Raw genomic sequence first — 20,259 nt, 5'->3', positions numbered from 1 at the left:
CAGTTAAAAATAGTATAAAATTATAAAAAAGTTAATAGAATATCAATATTTTCTCGAATAAATTATTGATTATTTCAAATTAATATCGACAAATTTAATTACCTTACATTTATTAATAGTAAATCGATAAATATTTACTTCTTATTTACATTTACTTAAAACTCTCATGTTAGTTTATAAGTAAACATTGCTATGACTCTAGGAGGACATAAATGGATAAATCTATGGCTAAACCTGTTAAAATTGCAGTTGGCATTTATCTTTCTTTAGTTTTACTGGCTTGTTCTAGTTATCTCATCTTTATTTTGATTGGCAGTCTACAAGGAAATGACATGAGTAATTCTGTATTAGATACTGATCATCGTTATATCAACAACAGTTCTCAATCTTCTCACGAGACAATCAATAAAAACAAATCACCACATTCGACTTCAAATTTTACTGAAATAGAAAAAGAAGATGCCCTATCTTCACATAACGATACTATTAATACTGAATATAAAGAAACAGATACTAACTCTAGAGAATAATACAAGTTAGTATCTGTTTTTATGTTTATATAAAATGCGAATTAATATGTTACTTACTGCTAGACTATTAATTAAGTGACATGTTTTTATTGAATTTTGCTAAAATTTTACAACCTAAACATTCGATTTTCAATGCATTTCAAATTCTTAGAATGATATTCATTTTACTCATTATTTTATTATTATCTTTTTAAAAAAACAGCCTAGTCATATGTGCTATCATAGATGTTTTATTCTTTATTCGAGTGCTTTTAAAAATAACACCAATGTTCAAACTAGTATTTAATCTTTTCCCATTATATTTTTCAGTTGTGTAAAGAACTTTTGACGTTCTGGTAATGGGAAAATAGGATAAATATGGAATAAGTTATAACCAGGTGTAAAATCATGTTCAATCCCTTTATCATTTAACATTTTAGAGAGCTTTAATGCATCTGGATATAGCGTTTCTTTTGTGCCTATAAAAATAGATATACGACCAAGACCCTCTAAATCTCCATTAATTGGCGATATTTTATAGTCTTCTATTGGCGTATCACCAGACCATAATTGAATGAAATATTTACTTCCTTCAATTCCTAGCATAGGATCTACTTTTTCATATTTTTTAGCTTCAGGATTACTAAATGTTGCATCAAGAACTGGAGACAGCATCACAATATGTCCTGGTTGTGGTAATTGTGTTTCTTTTTTAAGATATTGTGCAAATGATAAAGCGATTTGACCGCCTGCTGAATCTCCCATTATCGTCATATGTTGCGGATTTTCAACTTCCAATATTTCTTTTTGATAAATATTTTTTAGTAATTCAAATGTTGTTCGATAGTCTCTGTGAGGTACTTTAGGATAAACAGGCATAATCACTCGTGCATCCAATTCTCCTGCAAGTTGATCAATAAAATCAAAATGATTATCTAATGGATCTTGGAACCAAGCACCACCATGAATGTAAAGCACAACATCTTGATGAGGTTCTCTTTTATCATTAACAATATATGTGACAGATCCATTAATACTTCTAGTATGCGCACGATGTTTAAATTCATAATCCGTCCCATCATATTTACCAGCTGTTAAAGGTTTAACTTCCTCTAATGCTTTTTTAGCATCATTCGTATTTTCAAATGTTTTTTTCATTCCAGACATACGAATATATTTTTCAGTAATAAAGCTTTGATAACTGCGTTTTTCTTTTACTTTAATGTAAGCTAAAGTTCCAAGAATTGCAGATGTCGCTACGGTTAATAATCGTTTTTTCATCTTTTGACCTCCTATACTCTATATTATTATATACCTCAGAGTCGTTATATTTTAGTAAATCGCTTATTCAACTTTTAAATATTTAAAAAAGTAGTGATAAGTGCTATTCTAAATATAATTATCAGAATTTTTATTCTATTTTAGAAAGTAGGTTATGCTGAATGAAAAGAAATAAAATTGTGCTGATTGGTAGTGGATTCGTAGGTTCTGCGTTTGCACATGCAGTTGTAGCTAAAGGACTAGTCGATGAACTAGCTATTATTGATATTGATGAAGATAAAGCAAAAGCAGATGTATGGGATTTAAATCATGCTACACCTTTTGGTGATAAGTTTGTAGATGTACATCTTGGTTCGTATAGTGATTGTAGTGATGCTGATATCGTCGTGATCTGTGCAAGTGCAAAATTAGATAAAGGTGACACACGTTTAAAATTATTAGAAGATAATGTGAATATCTTTGTGCCTATGATTCAAAAAGTCATTGCTCATGGTTTCGATGGTTATTTTGTACTTCCATCTAATCCAGTCGATATTATGAGTTATGTTATAAAACGTGTGTCTCAATTTCCTAAGAATAAAATTATTGGATCAGGAACTTCATTAGATACAGCTCGCTTCGAATTTTTCTTAAGTCGCACGTTTGATGTGGCACCACAAAATGTCTATGCGCCTGTTATTGGCGAACACGGCGATTCTCAAGTAGCTGTTTGGTCTCATGCTCAAATTGCCGGTGAACCTGTCCTTGATTTACTGAATAAAGGAGTAGACCAAACCACGTTCAAACAATCTATCGCTTCGCAAACCACTCAAGTGGGATATGATATTTACGTTCGAAAAGGTACTACAAACTTTGGTATATCATTAAGTTTAGTACGTATTGTAGAAGCTATTTTATTTAATAAAAATGTGATTATGAATGTTTCAAGTTATCTTGAAGGTGAATATGGACTAAATGACCTTTATATTGGAACGCCAACAGTGATTAACGGTAATGGTGCTGATCGTGTCATTGAACTGAAATTGGAAGAAGATGAACTTACTCGTTTCAAACAATCAAGTCATATTATTTTAGAGCATCAACAACGTGCTGATGCTCTCATTGAATCAATTTTAAATAAATAGTAATAAAAAAGCCTAAACACAACAATTCATTTATCGTGTTTAGGCTTTCTTAACTTATTTTAAACTCTCATGCATTAAACTTAATTGGTGCTCAAAATCTTGCATATCAATAAAACGCGCTTGTCGATGCATTTCTTTTCCGTCCAAAAATATTAAATCCACTGGAACAGTAAATATAGATAGTTCTCCCGCAATAGCTTCTACATTAGATTGATTGATAACAGCAAAATGGACTTTAGAATAATCATTGACGATATCTTCAATTTGTGGCAATACCGCATGACATACTGAACAATGATTCCGCATAACATGAATCACTACTAATCGATGCGTTTGAATAAATTGATGAAATTGTTCAATACTTTCAATATTTTTAGTCATATTTCCACCTACTTATTTAATTTAACGGTCTCGTTCTCTTATACATATTTATTTTACGATGTTACACTTATTTTTTCATCTAAATCCTCTTGTTAAATACGTTCAACAATAGTTCAATGATTTTCTCTTCAAAATAGAATACATCTTATTAAATTAATGTTATAATTTTTGTGAAATAATTCACAATTTATATTGGAGGAATCAACATGAAAGCTTACATCTATGAAAAACCTGGCGTAGCTAAGCTCGTCGATAAAGAAAAACCAGTTATTACGGAAAGTACTGACGCTATTATTAGAATGGTCAAAACAACAATTTGTGGTACTGATTTACATATTATTAAAGGGGACACACCTGAAGTTCCTCAATATACCACATTAGGTCACGAAGGTATCGGTATTGTTGAATCTGTTGGTTCGAATGTCAATAACTTCAAAGTCGGCGATAAAGTCATTGTGTCTTGTATCTCATCTTGTGGCAAATGTTATTACTGTAAAAAAGGTATCTATGCTCATTGTGAAAATGGCGGTGGATGGATATTAGGTCATCTTGTTGATGGTACTCAAGCAGAATATGTGAAAGTCCCTTTTGCAGATAATTCTTTATATCATGCTCCTACTTCTTTACCTGATGAAGCCCTCGTGATGCTTTCAGATATTTTACCGACTGGTTATGAAATTGGTGTATTAAAAGGAAAAGTAAAACCTGGTAGCACTGTTGCTATTGTAGGTGCTGGACCAGTTGGATTAGCTTCTTTATTAACTGCTCAATTCTACTCACCTTCAAAAATAATTATGATTGATTTAGATGATCATCGTTTAGCTACAGCCAAAAAATTTGGCGCGACTCATACAATTAATTCTAGTAATGTGAATGAAGCAATTAAACAGATCAAAGATATCAACCATCGTGGCGTCGATGTTGCTATTGAAGCAGTTGGTATTCCAGCAACATTTGATTTATGTCAAAAATTGATTGGCGTCGATGGAACAATTGCTAATGTTGGTGTTCACGGCTTACCCGTTCAGTTTGATATCGAAAAATTATGGATTAAAAATATCAACGTTACAACTGGTTTAGTTTCTGCTAATACCACTGAAGAATTGTTGGAAGCACTCAAATCTAAAATCATTCAACCTGAACAAATCGTGACACATTATAGTAAATTAAGCGAAATTGAAAATGCTTATGACTTATTTAGAAATGCTACGGATCATAAAGCAATCAAATTATTAATTGAGAATGATATAACTGAATAATGTTGTGTATTAAATAAAAAATAAAAGGGACAGCATTCTTTTTGCATTCGTCGCCCCGCCATGGCAAAGAGAACTAGAATTGAAAAACTTGAAACAACACACCTTTTCAATTCAGTCATCGACTGCCAACATATTAAACAAGCCTGAGACACATATCATGTCCCAGGCTTGTTTTATTATTTAATTGTCATAATACGCTTACCAGGATCTACTGAATCAACATCATCGAATGTTAATGTTTTATCATCTTGATTTGTAATAATCACTGGTGTGACAACACTTGGCGCATGTTCTTTTAAGTATGCTAAATTAATTTTCATTAATGGTTGACCTTGTGTGACAGGTTCATTGACATCGACTAAACTTTCGAAGCCTTCACCATTCAATTTCACTGTATCGATACCAATATGGATTAATACTTCAATTCCTGTATCAGATTCTAAACCGATGGCATGTTTCGTTGGGAAAATCGTTTTAACTGTACCATCAAATGGTGCTACAATTTCGCCTTTTTCAGGAACAAATCCGATACCGTCACCCATCATTTTTTCTGAGAATACTTTATCTGGTACTTCAGATAATGGAATAATATGACCCGTACCTGGTGCATAGATATCAGTTTCTATTACCTCTTCCAACTGTACTGGCTCATCTGATGTATCTTCAGTCACAGTGGTTTCACTAGGTTTTGTGATGTCTCCATTCATAATGCGTGCCATATCATGTTTAATTTGATCTGATTTAGGACCAAAAATCGCTTGCATATTATTTCCTACTTCAAGCACCCCTGAAGCACCAAGAGCTTTTAGTCCTTCAACGTCTACTTTAGACTTATCATTGACTTCAACACGTAAACGTGTAATACAAGCATCTAAATGCTTGATATTTTCTTTACCGCCCATTGCATCTAACACATCAAAAGGTAATTTACTTGCAGATGTATTAGCTACAGAGGCTTGTTTATCTTCACGACCTGGCGTTTTAAAGTTGAATTTAACAATTAAGAATCTAAATACAACATAATAAATAACAGCGTAAACTAATCCTACTGGAATCACTAACCACCATGGTGTTTTATTTGGAAGAATACCTAATAAAACAAAATCTATGAATCCTCCAGAGAATGTATATCCTAGATGTAAATGTAGTAGATAAAGTGTTAAAAATGATAATCCATCAAGTACTGCATGAATAAAGAATAATAATGGTGCTACGAATAAGAATGAAAATTCTAACGGTTCAGTAATACCAGTTAAGAATGATGTTAAAGCTGCTGATAACATCAAACCTCCAACTACCTTTTTATTCTCAGGTTTAGCTGTTTGATAAATTGCTAATGCTGCTGCTGGTAATCCAAACATCATAACAGGAAATTCACCTTGCATGAATTTACCTGAAGTTAAATGAACACCTTCACGTATTTGCTCAATAAAAATACGTTGATCTCCTCGAATAATTTCTCCAGCTGCATTTTTCCAAGAACCAAATTCAAACCAGAATGGCGCATGGAAAATATGATGTAAACCAAATGGAATAAGTAATCGTTTAATAAATCCAAATAAGAATACTGCCAATCCAGTATTAGATTCTAACAAACCTGTACTAAATGCATTTAATCCATTTTGAATGAATGGCCAAATCCAAGCCATTGGGAAAGCTAAAATAAACGATGTCGTTGCCATCATAATCGGCACAAAACGTTTACCCGCAAAGAACCCTAAATACGATGGTAAGGAAATATTATAAAATTTGTTATAACACCAAGCTGCTAGAGCCCCTATAATAATCCCACCAAACACTCCAGTTTGAAGTGTAGGTATGCCTAAAACATTTGCGAATCCTTTAGATGGGTCTTCCAATTGTGCTGGCGTAACATTTAAGAATGCTCCCATTGTTTTATTCATAATAATAAATCCGACAAAAGCTGCAATGGCTGCTACACCATCTCCACCTGCTAGTCCTATTGCTACACCGAGTGCAAAAATGATAGGTAAGTTATCAAAAATAATACCACCAGCACCTGTCATCATGTTAGCAATATTTTGAATTACTCCATTTTTAATAAATGGAAGATAATGCTGTAATGCTTCACCTTGAAAAGCTGTTCCAATTGCTAGTAATAATCCAGCTGCAGGCAAAATTGCCACAGGTAACATCAATGCTTTACCAATACGTTGCAATTGTCCAAATAGCTTTTTAAACATTTTGATTCAATCCTTTCAATATATCTTTTTTACGCATTAAAAAAGCATGACCAAATAAGCCCATCATTTATGACAAAAATAATGATAGCTTATCTGCTCATGCCTAATTAAATAGTAACACGCAGTTCTTTTTTAACAATTTAATTATACCTATAATATAAAGCGTTTTCAATATCTTTTTTACTAATATTTTACATTTTTTATAATTTAATTATTTATAAAAAAAACACTGACAAAAGCATTACTTTCGCCAGTGTGTCGAATCTATTTCTTATAAGAAACGTTTAGCAGCTACAGAGATTGGTGGTACTTTATCAAAGTCAAATTCTTTATCTTCTGTGATAGATCTGTAAGCCCATTTACCATAACCATATGCTTCTTCGTTAACGATTTGACCTGGTAATGGCGCAGCATTTGGATCAACATGTACATCAACAACAGTTGGTACATTTTCATTTAATGCTGCTTCAACAATTTCATCAATACGGTTAGGGTCTTTTAATACATAACCTTTACCACCAGCAGCTTCAGCGAATTTAGCATGATCCATATCAGAGAAGTCAATGGCATATTCTAATTCACCAGCAGCTTGTTGTTCATATTTGATGAATGATAATTGTTTGTTATTTAATACGAAGACTGTCATTGGTAAATCGTATTGAACAGCAGTTGCGAAGTCTTGCATTACCATTTGGAATGCACCGTCACCAGTAATTGCAATTGCTTGACGACCTGGGTAAGCAATATTAGAAGCAAGGGCACCTGGAAGACCGCAACCCATTGTACCTAACCATGCTGAGATAATAAATTTATTATTAACATTTAAGTCTAAGTAACGTGTACCCCAAACAGTTGAAGTACCAACATCGATTGAGTATACAGCGTCATCTTTACTGTAATCATTGATAGCTTTCATTAAGCGTTCTGGACGAATTGGAGCACTTGTATTATTCATGTCTTTTTCCATCCATTTATCCCATACAGCTTTACGTTTTAACGTCTTGTCTAAGAATGAACGACGAGGTACTGGTTTGATTGCTTCAGTTAATTGATGGAATGCTAATTTAACGTCGCCAACAATACCAACATTAATATCGAAACGTTCACCGATTACGTTTGGATTTGTGTCGATTTGAATCGCTTTAATATTTTTCTTAGGTAAGTAATTTGCATAAGGGAAGTTAGTACCAGCCATAATTAATAAATCAGCATCTTGAATAGTTTGGTAAGACGTTTTTGTACCAATTTTACCTAAGTTACCCACACTGTATGGATGTGAATCAGGTAAAACAGTTTTAGCTGGTAATGTATGAATTACAGGGATTTTAGCTGCTTCAATGAAGTCTTGTAATTCAGTTGAAGCATTTTTTGCACCTACACCAACAAGCATAACTGGTTTTTTACTTTTGTTAATTAATTTGGCAGCTTTTTTAATGCTACGATAAGATGGTGTTGGTAACACTGGTCTAGACGTATCTACTGGACGATGTGTAGTGTCTTTAATTTTTTGAGTTAATAGGTCATTTGGACAAATAATAACTGCTACACCATTTTTTTCATATGCAGTACGAATCGCTTCGTTTGTAATTTCAAATAAGTCATCACCTTTTTGAACTTGATGATGGAATACTGCTACGTCGTCAACCATTTTAGAAATGTTAGTTTCTTGGAAGAATTTTGTACCTAATAATGTACTATTCGTTTGACCTGTAATAATAAGTTGAGGTACACGGTCCATTTTAGCGTCATACATACCATTTAATAAGTGAACAACCCCAGGTCCACCAATACTTAAAGCTACACCGATTTTACCTGTTAACTTTGTATATGCTGCAGCTGATAAGCTTGCAACTTCTTCATGACGTACATGATAAAATTTGAAAGTATCTCTAACTGTTCTTAAATTATCTACTACTGCATCAACTGAGTCACCTGGAATACCCCATAAGTGATCAATATCCCAAGCTTGTAATGCTTTAACTAATGCTTCATTTGCTTTAATCTTCGCCATTGATTAAATAGCCCCTTTCCTAAATATACAATTTGTTTCTGTATTCCCTTTAGTAAAACAACTTAATCATAATTGGAATAAGAATTGAACTAATAACTGCTGTTAAAATCATTCCAATTGAGCTAAATGCGCCAGATTCGATGTCGTGTTCTAACGCTTTTGCAGTTCCAAAAGCATGTGATGCATTTCCATATGTTAAACCTCTCGCGATTGATGTTTTAAATTGACCAACCTTAAGTAGCATTGAACCCATCATACTACCTATCAATCCAGTAGTAATGATAAACAGTACTGTAATCGTATCTGTACCTCCAAGTTCTTGAGAGACTTCAATTCCTACAGCAGCTGTAATTGATCTAGGTAGTATAGTTACGATTGTTTCTTCTGAGTAACCTAATAACTTTAACGAACTAAACACTAACACAAAATTCAATATCACGCCAGCCATGACGCTTGAAAAAATGACCCCAATATTTTCTACAATCTTATCTTTATTTTTATAAAGTGGATAAGCAAGACATACAACAGTGGCATTTAATAGATGGTTAATCCATTGACCGCCAATCATGTAATCGTGATAGTTTTGACGTGTTAAAAGTAAAACAATAATTATTCCAAGTGAACCGATTAATGCTGGATTCAATAATGGGTTATTATATTTACGTTGTAATATTTGAGCAAGTTTATACATTACAACAGTTAATAATATCATTAAAACGCCTTTTAATATATCCATTTTTAATGATTTCCTTTCTTAGTATGAGGTTTTTTCTTAGACATTGTTTCAGCAATAAATCCAGAAACAAGTGCCACACAGCTTGTACCAATAATAATCAAGAGGAAGAAAATAATATAACTTGTAGTGATATTAGAAACAATATCCATAATTCCTACAACTGAAGGAATAAAGAAGAAGACCATTGTGGTTAATAAGAAGTCGGCTCCTTTAGAAACCCATTCAACGCGAATAATTTGAAAATGTAATAAAATATAAAATAATATCATACCGATAATACTTCCTGCTAATGGTATATGTAGCCATTTTTGTAGCAGTGAACCTATAATACTAATCGCTACCACCAATACGATTTGAAGAATAATCTCTATAATATTTAATGCTTTTTTCAAAACGACTGACCTCCATAAATTTGTCGAATTTGTTACAGCGATTTTTTAGTCTATATTCAAGATTGTAATCTATATTGATAGATTATAAAAATATTGATTTTATATATAACTTATAGTTATTTTCTATGGAACCGTTTTAAAAATAAAAAAATAGTGAAAAAACCTAGGTTAAGGTTTTTCACTATTTGTAAAAAATGAACTGTTTATTTGTTTTCTAATCTTTCAGTCATAAATTGTATCCATTTAGACGTTGCATAACTTAAAAGTTTATTTTTTTTCCAAATTGCCCCAAGTTCCCAGCTCATACCTGAATCTTCAATTTTTATACTTTTAATCTTATCTTTTAACATCTTGGCAATATGTTCTGGTAAAATACTGACGCCTAATCGTGCTATTACTAAATATTCAATGAAATTCCATTGTGATACATTGGATACTGTATTTGGGATAAAACCAGCATTTTTTGCAGCAGCTATAATTTTATCGTTAAGATAAAAGTCCTCATTGAATAATATAAAGTCTTCATTTTTCAAATCAGCCATAGTCACAGATGAACGCTTAGCTAACTGATGTTCTTCACTCACTATAAGCCTTAAATCTTCACTATATAAAGATACATAATCAAATGTATTCTCGTCTATAGGAATGGTCGTAATGCCAATATCAATTTGATCGTTAATCAAACGATTTTCAATCGATTTACCGCCACTTTCATTAAGACTATAGGTAACGTTTGGATATAATTTATGAAACTCCGCTAAAATATTAATAAACTGTTGCATATCCATCACTGCCGACATTCCAATATTAATATGGCCTGTTTCTAAACCAAGCAAGCCATTAATTTCATTTGGAATATTATCATATAATGCTAAAATCTCTTCACATTTTTTATAAAACACTTTTCCTGCATCTGTAAGAACTAAATAACGTTTTTGTCGATCGAATAAAGGCATGTCTAATTCATTTTCAATATCTTTTATTGCTTTACTTATAGTTGGTTGAGCAATATATAAAGATTTAGAAGCATTCGTCATACCACCTTGATTCACAACTTCCATAAAATATTTCATATGCTTGATATCCAATTGCTCACCTTCTTAAAAAATTCTTTTTTTATTATACATTATTTTTGTAAGAAAAATGTAAATTCATTAGATTTTGAATTCATTCGATAACTTACTCAAATATGTATACTTTATGGAAAAATAATATTTATAAATAAATTATTTTTCATATAAACAAAACTATATTTTCAAATTGCAAAAAATGTTATAATCAAAATCGGCTCAAGCGAATATGAGGTGATGAATTGAGCTTTTACGAATTTATGCAAAATTTTATCGGCGATGACACACCATTAGGTGAATTGGTAAATTGGATTAATCAAGATAACACTTTTCCTAAAGACGTGAAGAGCCAAAACGAAATATTGCTATATTTTCGAACAAATCCGTGTCTTGAAAACATACCGGTGACTAGTGTTAAAAGAGCATTAGCTGTTTTTAACCAATTCACAGATGTATGATTTCAACAAAATGTAGTTATACATTACATGGAAGTATCATCTCACTAAGGCGCCCTCGTGGCGTCTTTTTTATGCATAAATTTAGCTGTAATATATTACGTATATTTCAGAAGTATTACAGTTATTTGTATAATTCATTTCTTATATTGTATTACAACTTTTTAAATATTATTATTATTTTAGATTTTAAATTATTTAATTTTTGAGGAGAACTTAATGAAAATTAAAACATTCATTTTACGTCTAATATTAGCTACGACAATTATTTTTACTGGAACTTATACATATCAAAATGTTGAACATACACATACTTCTAAAGCAGCTGGTTATAACTATTATAATAAATATCAATGTACTTGGTGGGCATATAAACGCCGTGTTCAATTAGGTAAACCTGTTTCAAATCAATGGGGCAATGCAAAAAACTGGTACTATAGAGCTCAACGTGCTGGTTATAGAACAGGACATAAGCCTAAACGCTATGCTATTATGCAATCAACTGCAGGATATTACGGTCATGTTGCCATCGTTGAACGTGTTTACAGTAATGGAAAGATTCTTGTTTCAGAATATAATTATAACCGCCCACTAGCATACAGTACGCGTTATATTAGTGCATCTGCTGCGCGTAATTACAATTACATTTATTAATTGACACAAAATAATAAGCCATGAAAGTTTAGTGATGGAATCTCTTCCATTTCTAAATTCTCATGGCTTATTTTTAAGATTGGCGCATTGATTTTAAAATGCGTTCAGCCGCTTCAGTATTTGCTTTAGGTTCTTGTTTGAGTTGCTCAGCAACTTTTGAAATTTCTTCACCTTTAGCGCCTACAACAATCGCTAATGATTTATATTGCAAACTCATATGTCCTTTTTGAATACCTTCTGAAACAAGGGCTCTACAAGCTGAAAAGTTCTGTGCTAAACCTACTGCAGCTACTACATGTCCTAATTCTCTAGCAGACTCAACGTTGAGTAAGTCTAAAGACGCTTTCGCAACTGGTAATACTTTCGTTCCTCCGCCAACAATGGCTAAAGTCATCGGTACTTCAATTGTGCCCACAAGACGTCCTCGGGCTTCATCATATTTCCACGTAGCAATGCCTCTATACTGACCATCACGTGCTGCATAAGCATGCGCACTTGCTTCAGCACCTCGTGTATCATTACCTGTAGCTAGAACAACGGCATGAATTCCATTCATTACTCCTTTGTTATGTGTTGCTGCCCGATGAATATCGACTTGTGCAAGCACTGACGCACGTTCCATTCTCTTAGCTACTTCTTCACCAGAATAATCGCCGCGATTTAAATCATTGATATCAATCTCACCTTCTACCCTGACAACAGAAGACGTTGCATGATTAGATAAGATACTCATTAATATCTCTTGATCTGTTAACTCATTTTTTAGATAGACTGTCACTGCTTCTAAAATGGTATTAAGCATATTTGCACCCATCGCATCTTTAGTATCAACAAATACTTTAAGAGACAATAACTGTTCATTAGGAAATGCATCTATGTCAATACCACGATAACCACCTCCACGATGGATGATAGAAGGATAGGCTTCATCTGCAATACGTTTAATTTGGTTTTCTTGTTTTTGAATACGTTGTGTTAAGTCTTCTGTATCTTTAACATCATCAAATACGATTTGTCCGATCATCAAGCGTTCACTTTTTATCGTTTTAAATCCTCCAGTTTGGTTAACAAGTTTCGATCCATAACTCGCAGCAGCAACAACTGATGGCTCTTCAACCATCATAGGTACCACATATTCTTTCTCATCTACAATAATTTTAGGTAATAATCCAACTGGTAATGTACCTTGGCCAATGACATTTTCGATGAGACTGTTTGCCACTTCCTCATCAATAACTGGATTGCTTAATAATGTTTGATAATTCGTTTTATCTAACCACCCGTAGTCTACTAATTGTTTTAATTTATCTTCTCTTGATAAATGACGAAAGTTTTTATCTAAACTTTTCATATTAATGTACTCCCTTTTCAATCATTAAAGCAATACCTAGTCCTCCGCCAATACAAGCTGTTGCGATACCTGTATGTTGATGTTCTTGTTCTAAAGCATTCACAAGTGTTGTAACAAGACGTGCACCACTTGCACCAATAGGATGTCCTAATGCAATGGCACCACCATAAATATTTAAAATGCTATCAGGAATTTTTAAATGATCCTTAACAGGTATACTTTGAGCTGCAAATGCTTCAGTCATTTCTATAATATCAATATCATTAATGTTTTGATGTGTTTTTTCTAATAATTTTTCTACTGCATAAAAAGGTGCATAACCCATGTATTGTGGATCGCAACCTACTTCAGCGTAATCTCCTACTATGCCAAGAATTTCAAATCCATGTTCTTTTGCAAATGTTGCTTCCATTAAAATAAGGGCAGATGATCCATCATTAATACTCGAAGCATTACCACCAGTGACTGTTCCATTCTCTTTAAATATTGTTTTCAAAGTAGATAATTTTTCAACACTACTATTTGATCTTATACCTTCATCAGAAGTCATCTCATTACCTTCAGCGTCTGTCATTTTTATAATTTCGTTATCAAATTTACCTTCTTCAACGGCTTTTGCAGCTTTAGCATGAGAATGGTTAGCAAACTCGTCTTGCATTTCACGTGTTACATGATATTTTTCAGCTATATTTTCTGCTGTGACACCCATCGGAACATAATGGAAAGCATCCGTTAATCCATCATGCATAAAACTTTCTACAGGGTCTTCTCTGTCTTTTAAAATAAGTTTAGGTGCATTAGTCATACTTTCAACACCACCAACAGCAACGACTTTAGCTTCTCCTAATTGAATAAGTTGCTTCCCTAAAATAATTGCTTTAAGTCCTGAACCACATACTTCATTAATCGTCATCGCTGGAGTTGTATCAGGAATACCTGATTTAATAGCAATTTGTCGTGCAGAGTTTTGTCCTATACCACTTTGTAAGACATTTCCGAAAATAACTTGTTCAATAAGAGATGGATCGATATCAATTGATTCAATAGCTCCTTTTAAAGCTGTTGTACCTAGTTCAACAGCTGAATAATTTCTCAATTTCCCTTTATATCTGCCAATTGGCGTTCTTTTAGCACTTACAATAGCGATTTGTTTCATTCTTTATCTCCTTGCCTGTAGTATATATATAATTGTATTTTAGTAATTTATTTTGGTAAAATACAGAGTATTGTATTGTTAAAATTAGACTATTCGAAAGGATGACATGCCTGTGAATATAGGTATCGATAAAATCAATTTTTATGTCCCTAAATACTATGTAGACATGGCGAAGCTTGCAGAAGCTCGTCAAGTTGATCCAAACAAATTTTTAATTGGGATTGGACAAACACAAATGGCAGTAAGTCCAGTATCTCAAGATATTGTATCAATGGGAGCCAATGCTGCTAAAGATATTATAACAGAAGATGATAAAAAACATATTGGAATGGTTATCGTTGCTACTGAATCTGCTATCGACAACGCTAAAGCTGCAGCAGTTCAAATTCATCATTTATTAAATATCCAACCTTTTGCACGTTGTTTTGAAATGAAAGAAGCTTGCTATGCAGCTACACCTGCAATTCAACTTGCTAAAGATTATCTTGCAAACCGTCCTAACGAAAAAGTATTGGTCATTGCAAGTGATACAGCACGTTATGGTATCGAGTCAGGCGGTGAACCTACACAAGGTGCTGGTGCAGTGGCAATGTTAATTTCACATCAGCCTCGTATTTTACAATTAAACGATGATGCTGTTGCTTATACAGCAGATGTGTATGATTTCTGGAGACCGACTGGCCATAAATATCCACTTGTTGCAGGCGCGTTATCAAAAGACGCATATATTGAATCATTCCAAGAAAGTTGGAAAGAGTATGCACGTCGTGAAGATAAATCATTATCCGATTTTGAATCATTATGTTTCCACGTGCCTTTTACTAAAATGGGCAAAAAAGCATTAGATTCTATCATTAATGATACTGATGAAACGACTCAATCTCGATTAACGTCTGGGTATGAAGATGCTGTATACTATAATCGCTATGTAGGTAATATATATACTGGATCACTTTATTTAAGCTTAATTTCATTACTTGAAAACAGAACTTTAACTCCTGGTCAAACAATTGGATTATTTAGTTATGGTTCTGGATCTGTAGGAGAATTCTTTAGCGCCACAGTAGTGGAAGGTTTTGAACAACACTTAGATAAAAAAGCACATCAAGCTTTATTAAATGAACGTCAAGAAGTATCTGTAAAAGAATACGAATCATTCTTCAGACGTTTTGATGATTTATCTTTCGATCATGAGATTGAAAACGTAGAAAATGATAAAAATATCTTTTATTTAGAAAACATTGAAGATGATATTAGATATTATCATTCTCCTGAATAATGTATATCACTCAGATATTAAAAAAGATGGGACGACGAACTCAAAATGAATTCGTCATCCAATCTCCCCAACACATTATAAACGCCTAAGACAACGAATTATGTCTTAGGCGCCTTTTATTTATGGTTTAGTTGTGTATAATGGTCGATATAATTGACTCATATTCACATTTTCAATTTCTAACAATTTAATTTTATTATCAATTGTTCCACCATATCCTGTTAAACTACCATCTTTTCCTACAACGCGATGACAAGGAATAATAATAGAAATTGGATTTTTTCCTACCGCTCCACCTACAGCTTGTGCAGACATTTTTGGTTTGTTTAATAATTGACCGATATGTTTGGCAATCGTTCCGTAAGTAGTAAGCTCTCCATATGGAATCGTATTAAGATAAGCCCATACTTCTTGTTGAAAAGGTGTACCATGAGGTTGTAAAGGAAAATCAATCTCTGGATTATTTCCTAAGAAATAGTCATCAAGCCATCGTTTTACTTTTTTAAAAATATATAATGCATGATTTGTAGGAAAACGTAAATGTGTGTATTGATATAAATATTCTAATTGCATCACTACTTCTCCGTCTGTAATGATTTCTAAATTACCTACTGGAGATTGATAAAGCATTGAATAAGACATATAGCTTCCTCCTTACTCTATTGTATTGTAATAAAAAATAAGAAGCGAGACTGAATTCATTTGAATTCCTCTTCTCGCTTCCATTAATCCATTCTGACATATTTGTTTATAACTTTTTAATACTAAGTTTATTTTAATAACACAATAATTCTTAATTGAAGTTATATAATTCATAGCCTTTATCTTTAGCATATTCTAATGCTAAAATTTCTAATATATTGATAAACGCTGGCTCATCTTTCACATTTACATATTGGAATTTTAATCCATAATCTTCAGCTGTGATTGATTTAATGTCGTCTTCGCTCACACCTTTTTGTTGAGCTAAGCCTTTTTTAAATTTTGTTGTGCCTACACCAGATTTTAAGTTATATTGTCCCATTTTGTTAAATAAGTCCTTAGTAATAGGTTGATAACCTGTTGAATATCCTCCAGTTTGACCTACAAATATTGGTGTTTTTTTATCAAAAATAACATATACACCAAATTTATCTTGAACTTTTTCACGATCTTGTTTACTAAATGATAAAGCATTATTTTTGTCATACTTAAATAATTTTTTAAGTTGCTTTTTATTATCTTCTTTAATTTGATCTAATCTTTTACTACCTTTCATATTATACCATCCTCCAGTATAGAGTATTTCTATATTTTATCGAATTAACATTGAATCATTCTATAAAGAATACTATTTTTCTATAATTTTTTAATTTTTATTTATAATTCTAATTAATTTCTTTAAATTTTGTATACCCTATTCATCCTAGTTAAAACTTTTCTATATTGTAAATTATTTAACGTTAAATATAAAAAATCATTTCTTTTATTAAATTATAATTTATTAGTTATTCTCTATTTATTTATAGATATTTCTATTCTATAATCATATATTATGTATCTCTATATAAATATTTTATAGTTTACATGTTAGGGGAGAAAGACATGAATGATAAAGATTTAAGAGTGATAAAGACTAAGAAAGCGTTAACGAGTAGTTTATATGGTTTACTAGAAATAGAACCCTTCTCTTCTATTACAGTTCATAAAATTTGCGAAAATGCTGGTATTCATCGTACTACATTTTATAAACACTTTTATGATAAATATGAACTACTCGTCTATTTACTTGAAGTCATTGGGAAAAATTACTTTGCAATTGATATTAAGGAACGTATTAATCGTCCGTTTCAAGTTTTGTCTAATTCATTAAATCGTGAAACATTGTCTAGAATCGAATACATGCAAGAAGAGGATAATGAATACAACAAAGTTAGAAATCAGTTTCTTATAGATATTATCAAAAATGATTTTTATGAAAATATGGATCGGATAGCACTTGAAGAAACCATTCCTAAAAGCTTAGTTTTTTATGTTTTTGGTTCAATTATAGGTGGTTTTTTAAAGTGGCAAAAAAATGAGGAGACAACACTTACACCTAAAGAAATGGATGACGTTTTTCATAAATTAGTTAATATTAAAACGATTAATTAATGATCAAACAATCGTTATATCGTTTTAATAAATAAAACCCGTCTTAATTCGACGGGTTTTATTTATTATTAATTATTGTTTTTTATATGATTTAATTTTAATTCATTTAACTCGCTAGATGCATTAACATCACAACTACAATCTGTATCACAACCACCACATTTTCCTTGAGTAGAGCGATTAAAGAATTTATATAATGTATACGCAGCGTAACCAAAAATAGCAACAAAAATGATTACGTTTATTAATAAAGTCATTGTCATCATCCTTATATAAATAGTTTTGTTATTTGATAAAATGCAAATGTTAATATATACGCTGTAAAAATTGGATAAATTAATGCTGTAAGTGTCCATTTCCATGATGTTGTTTCTTTACGAATTGTTGCAACAGTTGAAATACATGGCACATATAATAATATAAAAATCATAAAGGCATAGGCAGATAAAGGTGTGAACTGTTGTTGAATGACATTGACTAAACCACCCTCACTAGAAGAATATAAGATAGCCATAGAACTTACAATGACTTCTTTAGCTAAGAATCCTGGAATTAACGTAGCGCCTGCTTGCCAACTACCAAATCCTAATGGCGCAATTAGATGTCCAAAGAATTCTCCAATACTGTGCATGAAGCTTTCATCAATCTGTACATTCACTCCATGAGGACCAATGTAACTCAATGCCCAAATGACTACAGAACCACCAAAAATAAATGTACCTGCTTTTTTAACAAATCCTTTTGCTTTTTCCCAAGTACTTCTCCATAACGTTTTAACTGATGGAACTCTATATGTAGGTAGTTCTACAATAAATACGGAATTCTCACTTTTAAGAATAAACTTGTTAAGTAATGTACTTACAATTAATGCCACTACAATTCCTAATACATATAAACTTAGCACTACAAGAGATTGATACTTTTCAAAAAATACTCCTACAAAAATAGCATATACTGGCAATCGCGCCGAACATGACATGAAAGGTGCAATTAAAATAGTGATGAGTCTTTCTTTTTCATTTTCAATACTCCGTGTTGCCATAATACTAGGTACATTACAACCAAATCCAATAATCATTGGAATAAATGATTTACCACTTAATCCTATTGATTCCATTGTTCTATCCATTAAAACTGCAATTCGTGCCATATATCCTGAATCTTCTAAAAGTGAAATAAAGAAGAATAATACAATAATTTGTGGCACAAATACTAAGACTGAACCTACTCCAGCTACAATACCATCTGTAATCAAATTCTGTAGAAATGGCGCAACATGTATATAATGCATGCCTGCCTTTAACCAGTCTGTGAGCGGTCCGCTAAAGAAAGCATCTAGCTGATCTGATAATGGTGTTCCTATCCAAGTAAAGGTCGTTTGAAAAATCAGCCACATAATGACTAGAAATATTGGAATACCTAAGTATCTATTCATTATTATTTTATCGAGTTTTTCAGTTAAAAATTGCTGTTCTTCATTCGGATATTCAACGACACCATCTAATAGACGATCAATGTATTGATTTCGAATTATTTCAATATGTTGTCGTATTGATATATCTAAGTGTTGACTTAACTTCTCTTTAATAAGTTCAATTTGTTCGGAAATGACTGAAGGTAGTTCTCGCTCGATTTCCGGATTGTCTAATAAATACTGAATTGCTATAAAGCGTAAACGTTTTGAAGGATATTCTGTATGCGCTTGAATGATAGAAGTCATTTGCTTAATCGCATCTTCAGTTTCTTTACCATAACTGATTTTGAAGTTACGTTTTTCTTTTGGATTTAAAAAAGACAATTCATTTAGCAATTCCTCCGTACCTTTTCCTTTACGAGCAACAATGGGAAATACAGGTACTTTCAGTTTTCTCATTAGACCTTCATATTTAATTTTAATACCTCTTTGCGTTGCCACATCTACCATATTTAATCCAATGATAATAGGTTCATTTAATTCCATTAATTGTATTGTAAGTTGAAGGTTTCTCTTTAATTGACTGGCATCAATAATGTTAATCATACCTGTAAATGTATTTGTCATCAGATAGTCTGTGACGACTGTTTCATCTTTAGAAATAGGTGATAAATCATAAATACCCGGTAAATCGATTAAATTGCCAATATCTTTCTTTAATTGTCCAACTTTCTTTTCAACTGTAACGCCACTCCAGTTTCCAATGTATTCATACGAACCGGTTAGTGCATTAAACAATGATGTCTTTCCTACATTTGGATTACCTAATATACAGAAGCTTTCGTGCATA

At 32.2% G+C, this 20,259-nt stretch carries 20 protein-coding genes; 7 read left to right on the top strand and 13 right to left on the bottom strand.

Annotated features, from left to right (window positions below; genetic code table 11):
- The first annotated feature begins 224 nt into the window (after positions 1-224).
- Positions 225-530: a hypothetical protein gene (locus HMPREF2629_RS00885; RefSeq protein WP_048762467.1), complete on the top strand. Its 306-nt coding sequence runs from the start codon at positions 225-227 to the stop codon at positions 528-530.
- A 282-nt stretch (positions 531-812) separates the two neighbouring features.
- On the opposite strand, the gene HMPREF2629_RS00880 is transcribed toward HMPREF2629_RS00885, so the two are convergent.
- The gene (locus HMPREF2629_RS00880) at positions 813-1,790 is read right to left on the bottom strand and encodes an alpha/beta hydrolase fold domain-containing protein (RefSeq protein WP_048682925.1); all 978 of its coding nucleotides are present in this window, start codon (positions 1,788-1,790) and stop codon (positions 813-815) included.
- Positions 1,791-1,951: 161 nt separating this feature from the next.
- On the opposite strand from HMPREF2629_RS00880, the gene HMPREF2629_RS00875 reads away from it, so the two are divergent.
- Entirely contained in the window at positions 1,952-2,914 is a 963-nt protein-coding gene (locus HMPREF2629_RS00875; protein ID WP_017175065.1) for an L-lactate dehydrogenase, read from the top strand.
- Between the two features lie 54 nt (positions 2,915-2,968).
- Here HMPREF2629_RS00875 and HMPREF2629_RS00870 read toward each other — a convergent pair whose 3' ends face one another.
- A complete protein-coding gene (locus HMPREF2629_RS00870; RefSeq protein WP_017175066.1) occupies positions 2,969-3,295 on the bottom strand; it encodes a thioredoxin family protein in 327 nt (108 codons plus the stop codon).
- A gap of 206 nt (positions 3,296-3,501) precedes the next feature.
- On the opposite strand from HMPREF2629_RS00870, the gene HMPREF2629_RS00865 reads away from it, so the two are divergent.
- A complete protein-coding gene (locus tag HMPREF2629_RS00865; protein ID WP_070813035.1) occupies positions 3,502-4,554 on the top strand; it encodes a zinc-dependent alcohol dehydrogenase family protein in 1,053 nt (350 codons plus the stop codon).
- Between the two features lie 176 nt (positions 4,555-4,730).
- Here the strand turns inward: HMPREF2629_RS00865 and ptsG are convergent, their stop codons facing one another.
- The 5 genes from ptsG to HMPREF2629_RS00840 form a co-directional block, all read right to left on the bottom strand.
- Positions 4,731-6,758 (bottom strand): glucose-specific PTS transporter subunit IIBC, encoded by a 2,028-nt coding sequence (gene ptsG, locus HMPREF2629_RS00860; protein WP_070443796.1) that lies wholly within the window; start codon positions 6,756-6,758, stop codon positions 4,731-4,733.
- Between the two features lie 271 nt (positions 6,759-7,029).
- Positions 7,030-8,769: a pyruvate oxidase gene (locus tag HMPREF2629_RS00855; RefSeq protein WP_054105889.1), complete on the bottom strand. Its 1,740-nt coding sequence runs from the start codon at positions 8,767-8,769 to the stop codon at positions 7,030-7,032.
- A 49-nt stretch (positions 8,770-8,818) separates the two neighbouring features.
- Positions 8,819-9,505, bottom strand: a complete 687-nt coding sequence (locus HMPREF2629_RS00850; RefSeq protein WP_002449420.1) for an LrgB family protein — start codon at positions 9,503-9,505, stop codon at positions 8,819-8,821.
- A gap of 2 nt (positions 9,506-9,507) precedes the next feature.
- Entirely contained in the window at positions 9,508-9,897 is a 390-nt protein-coding gene (locus tag HMPREF2629_RS00845) for a CidA/LrgA family protein (RefSeq protein ID WP_017175070.1), read from the bottom strand.
- Positions 9,898-10,100: 203 nt separating this feature from the next.
- The gene (locus HMPREF2629_RS00840; protein WP_070813034.1) at positions 10,101-10,985 is read right to left on the bottom strand and encodes a cidABC operon transcriptional activator CidR; all 885 of its coding nucleotides are present in this window, start codon (positions 10,983-10,985) and stop codon (positions 10,101-10,103) included.
- Positions 10,986-11,209: 224 nt separating this feature from the next.
- Here HMPREF2629_RS00840 and HMPREF2629_RS00835 point away from each other — a divergent pair, with 224 nt between their 5' ends.
- Positions 11,210-11,425, top strand: coding sequence for a sterile alpha motif-like domain-containing protein (locus HMPREF2629_RS00835; RefSeq protein ID WP_002454831.1), 216 nt, complete (start codon positions 11,210-11,212; stop codon positions 11,423-11,425).
- Positions 11,426-11,641: 216 nt separating this feature from the next.
- The gene (locus HMPREF2629_RS00830; RefSeq protein WP_048762252.1) at positions 11,642-12,076 is read left to right on the top strand and encodes a CHAP domain-containing protein; all 435 of its coding nucleotides are present in this window, start codon (positions 11,642-11,644) and stop codon (positions 12,074-12,076) included.
- A gap of 73 nt (positions 12,077-12,149) precedes the next feature.
- Here HMPREF2629_RS00830 and HMPREF2629_RS00825 read toward each other — a convergent pair whose 3' ends face one another.
- On the bottom strand, positions 12,150-13,427 hold the full coding sequence (locus tag HMPREF2629_RS00825; RefSeq protein WP_070813033.1) for a hydroxymethylglutaryl-CoA reductase, degradative: 1,278 nt from the start codon (positions 13,425-13,427) through the stop codon (positions 12,150-12,152).
- 1 nt (position 13,428) lies between these two features.
- Entirely contained in the window at positions 13,429-14,583 is a 1,155-nt protein-coding gene (locus HMPREF2629_RS00820; protein WP_070813032.1) for a thiolase family protein, read from the bottom strand.
- A 112-nt stretch (positions 14,584-14,695) separates the two neighbouring features.
- Here HMPREF2629_RS00820 and HMPREF2629_RS00815 point away from each other — a divergent pair, with 112 nt between their 5' ends.
- On the top strand, positions 14,696-15,862 hold the full coding sequence (locus tag HMPREF2629_RS00815; RefSeq protein ID WP_070517339.1) for a hydroxymethylglutaryl-CoA synthase: 1,167 nt from the start codon (positions 14,696-14,698) through the stop codon (positions 15,860-15,862).
- 120 nt (positions 15,863-15,982) lie between these two features.
- Here the strand turns inward: HMPREF2629_RS00815 and HMPREF2629_RS00810 are convergent, their stop codons facing one another.
- Together HMPREF2629_RS00810 and HMPREF2629_RS00805 are read right to left on the bottom strand one after the other, a co-directional pair.
- Entirely contained in the window at positions 15,983-16,504 is a 522-nt protein-coding gene (locus tag HMPREF2629_RS00810) for a methylated-DNA--[protein]-cysteine S-methyltransferase (protein ID WP_070517342.1), read from the bottom strand.
- A gap of 151 nt (positions 16,505-16,655) precedes the next feature.
- Entirely contained in the window at positions 16,656-17,120 is a 465-nt protein-coding gene (locus tag HMPREF2629_RS00805; protein ID WP_017175077.1) for a hypothetical protein, read from the bottom strand.
- A gap of 326 nt (positions 17,121-17,446) precedes the next feature.
- On the opposite strand from HMPREF2629_RS00805, the gene HMPREF2629_RS00800 reads away from it, so the two are divergent.
- The gene (locus tag HMPREF2629_RS00800; RefSeq protein WP_070813031.1) at positions 17,447-17,995 is read left to right on the top strand and encodes a TetR/AcrR family transcriptional regulator; all 549 of its coding nucleotides are present in this window, start codon (positions 17,447-17,449) and stop codon (positions 17,993-17,995) included.
- Between the two features lie 68 nt (positions 17,996-18,063).
- On the opposite strand, the gene HMPREF2629_RS00795 is transcribed toward HMPREF2629_RS00800, so the two are convergent.
- Together HMPREF2629_RS00795 and feoB are read right to left on the bottom strand one after the other, a co-directional pair.
- On the bottom strand, positions 18,064-18,252 hold the full coding sequence (locus HMPREF2629_RS00795; protein WP_070813030.1) for a FeoB-associated Cys-rich membrane protein: 189 nt from the start codon (positions 18,250-18,252) through the stop codon (positions 18,064-18,066).
- A gap of 11 nt (positions 18,253-18,263) precedes the next feature.
- Positions 18,264-20,258 (bottom strand): ferrous iron transport protein B, encoded by a 1,995-nt coding sequence (gene feoB / locus HMPREF2629_RS00790; protein ID WP_070517346.1) that lies wholly within the window; start codon positions 20,256-20,258, stop codon positions 18,264-18,266.
- Between the last annotated feature and the right edge of the window lies 1 nt (position 20,259).

Source organism: Staphylococcus sp. HMSC034C12 (assembly GCF_001835895.1).
GTDB classification, from domain to species: Bacteria; Bacillota; Bacilli; order Staphylococcales; family Staphylococcaceae; genus Staphylococcus; species Staphylococcus hominis.
The sequence above is the reverse complement of the archived record's forward strand: the minus strand, read 5'-3'. Positions and strand labels throughout refer to the sequence as shown.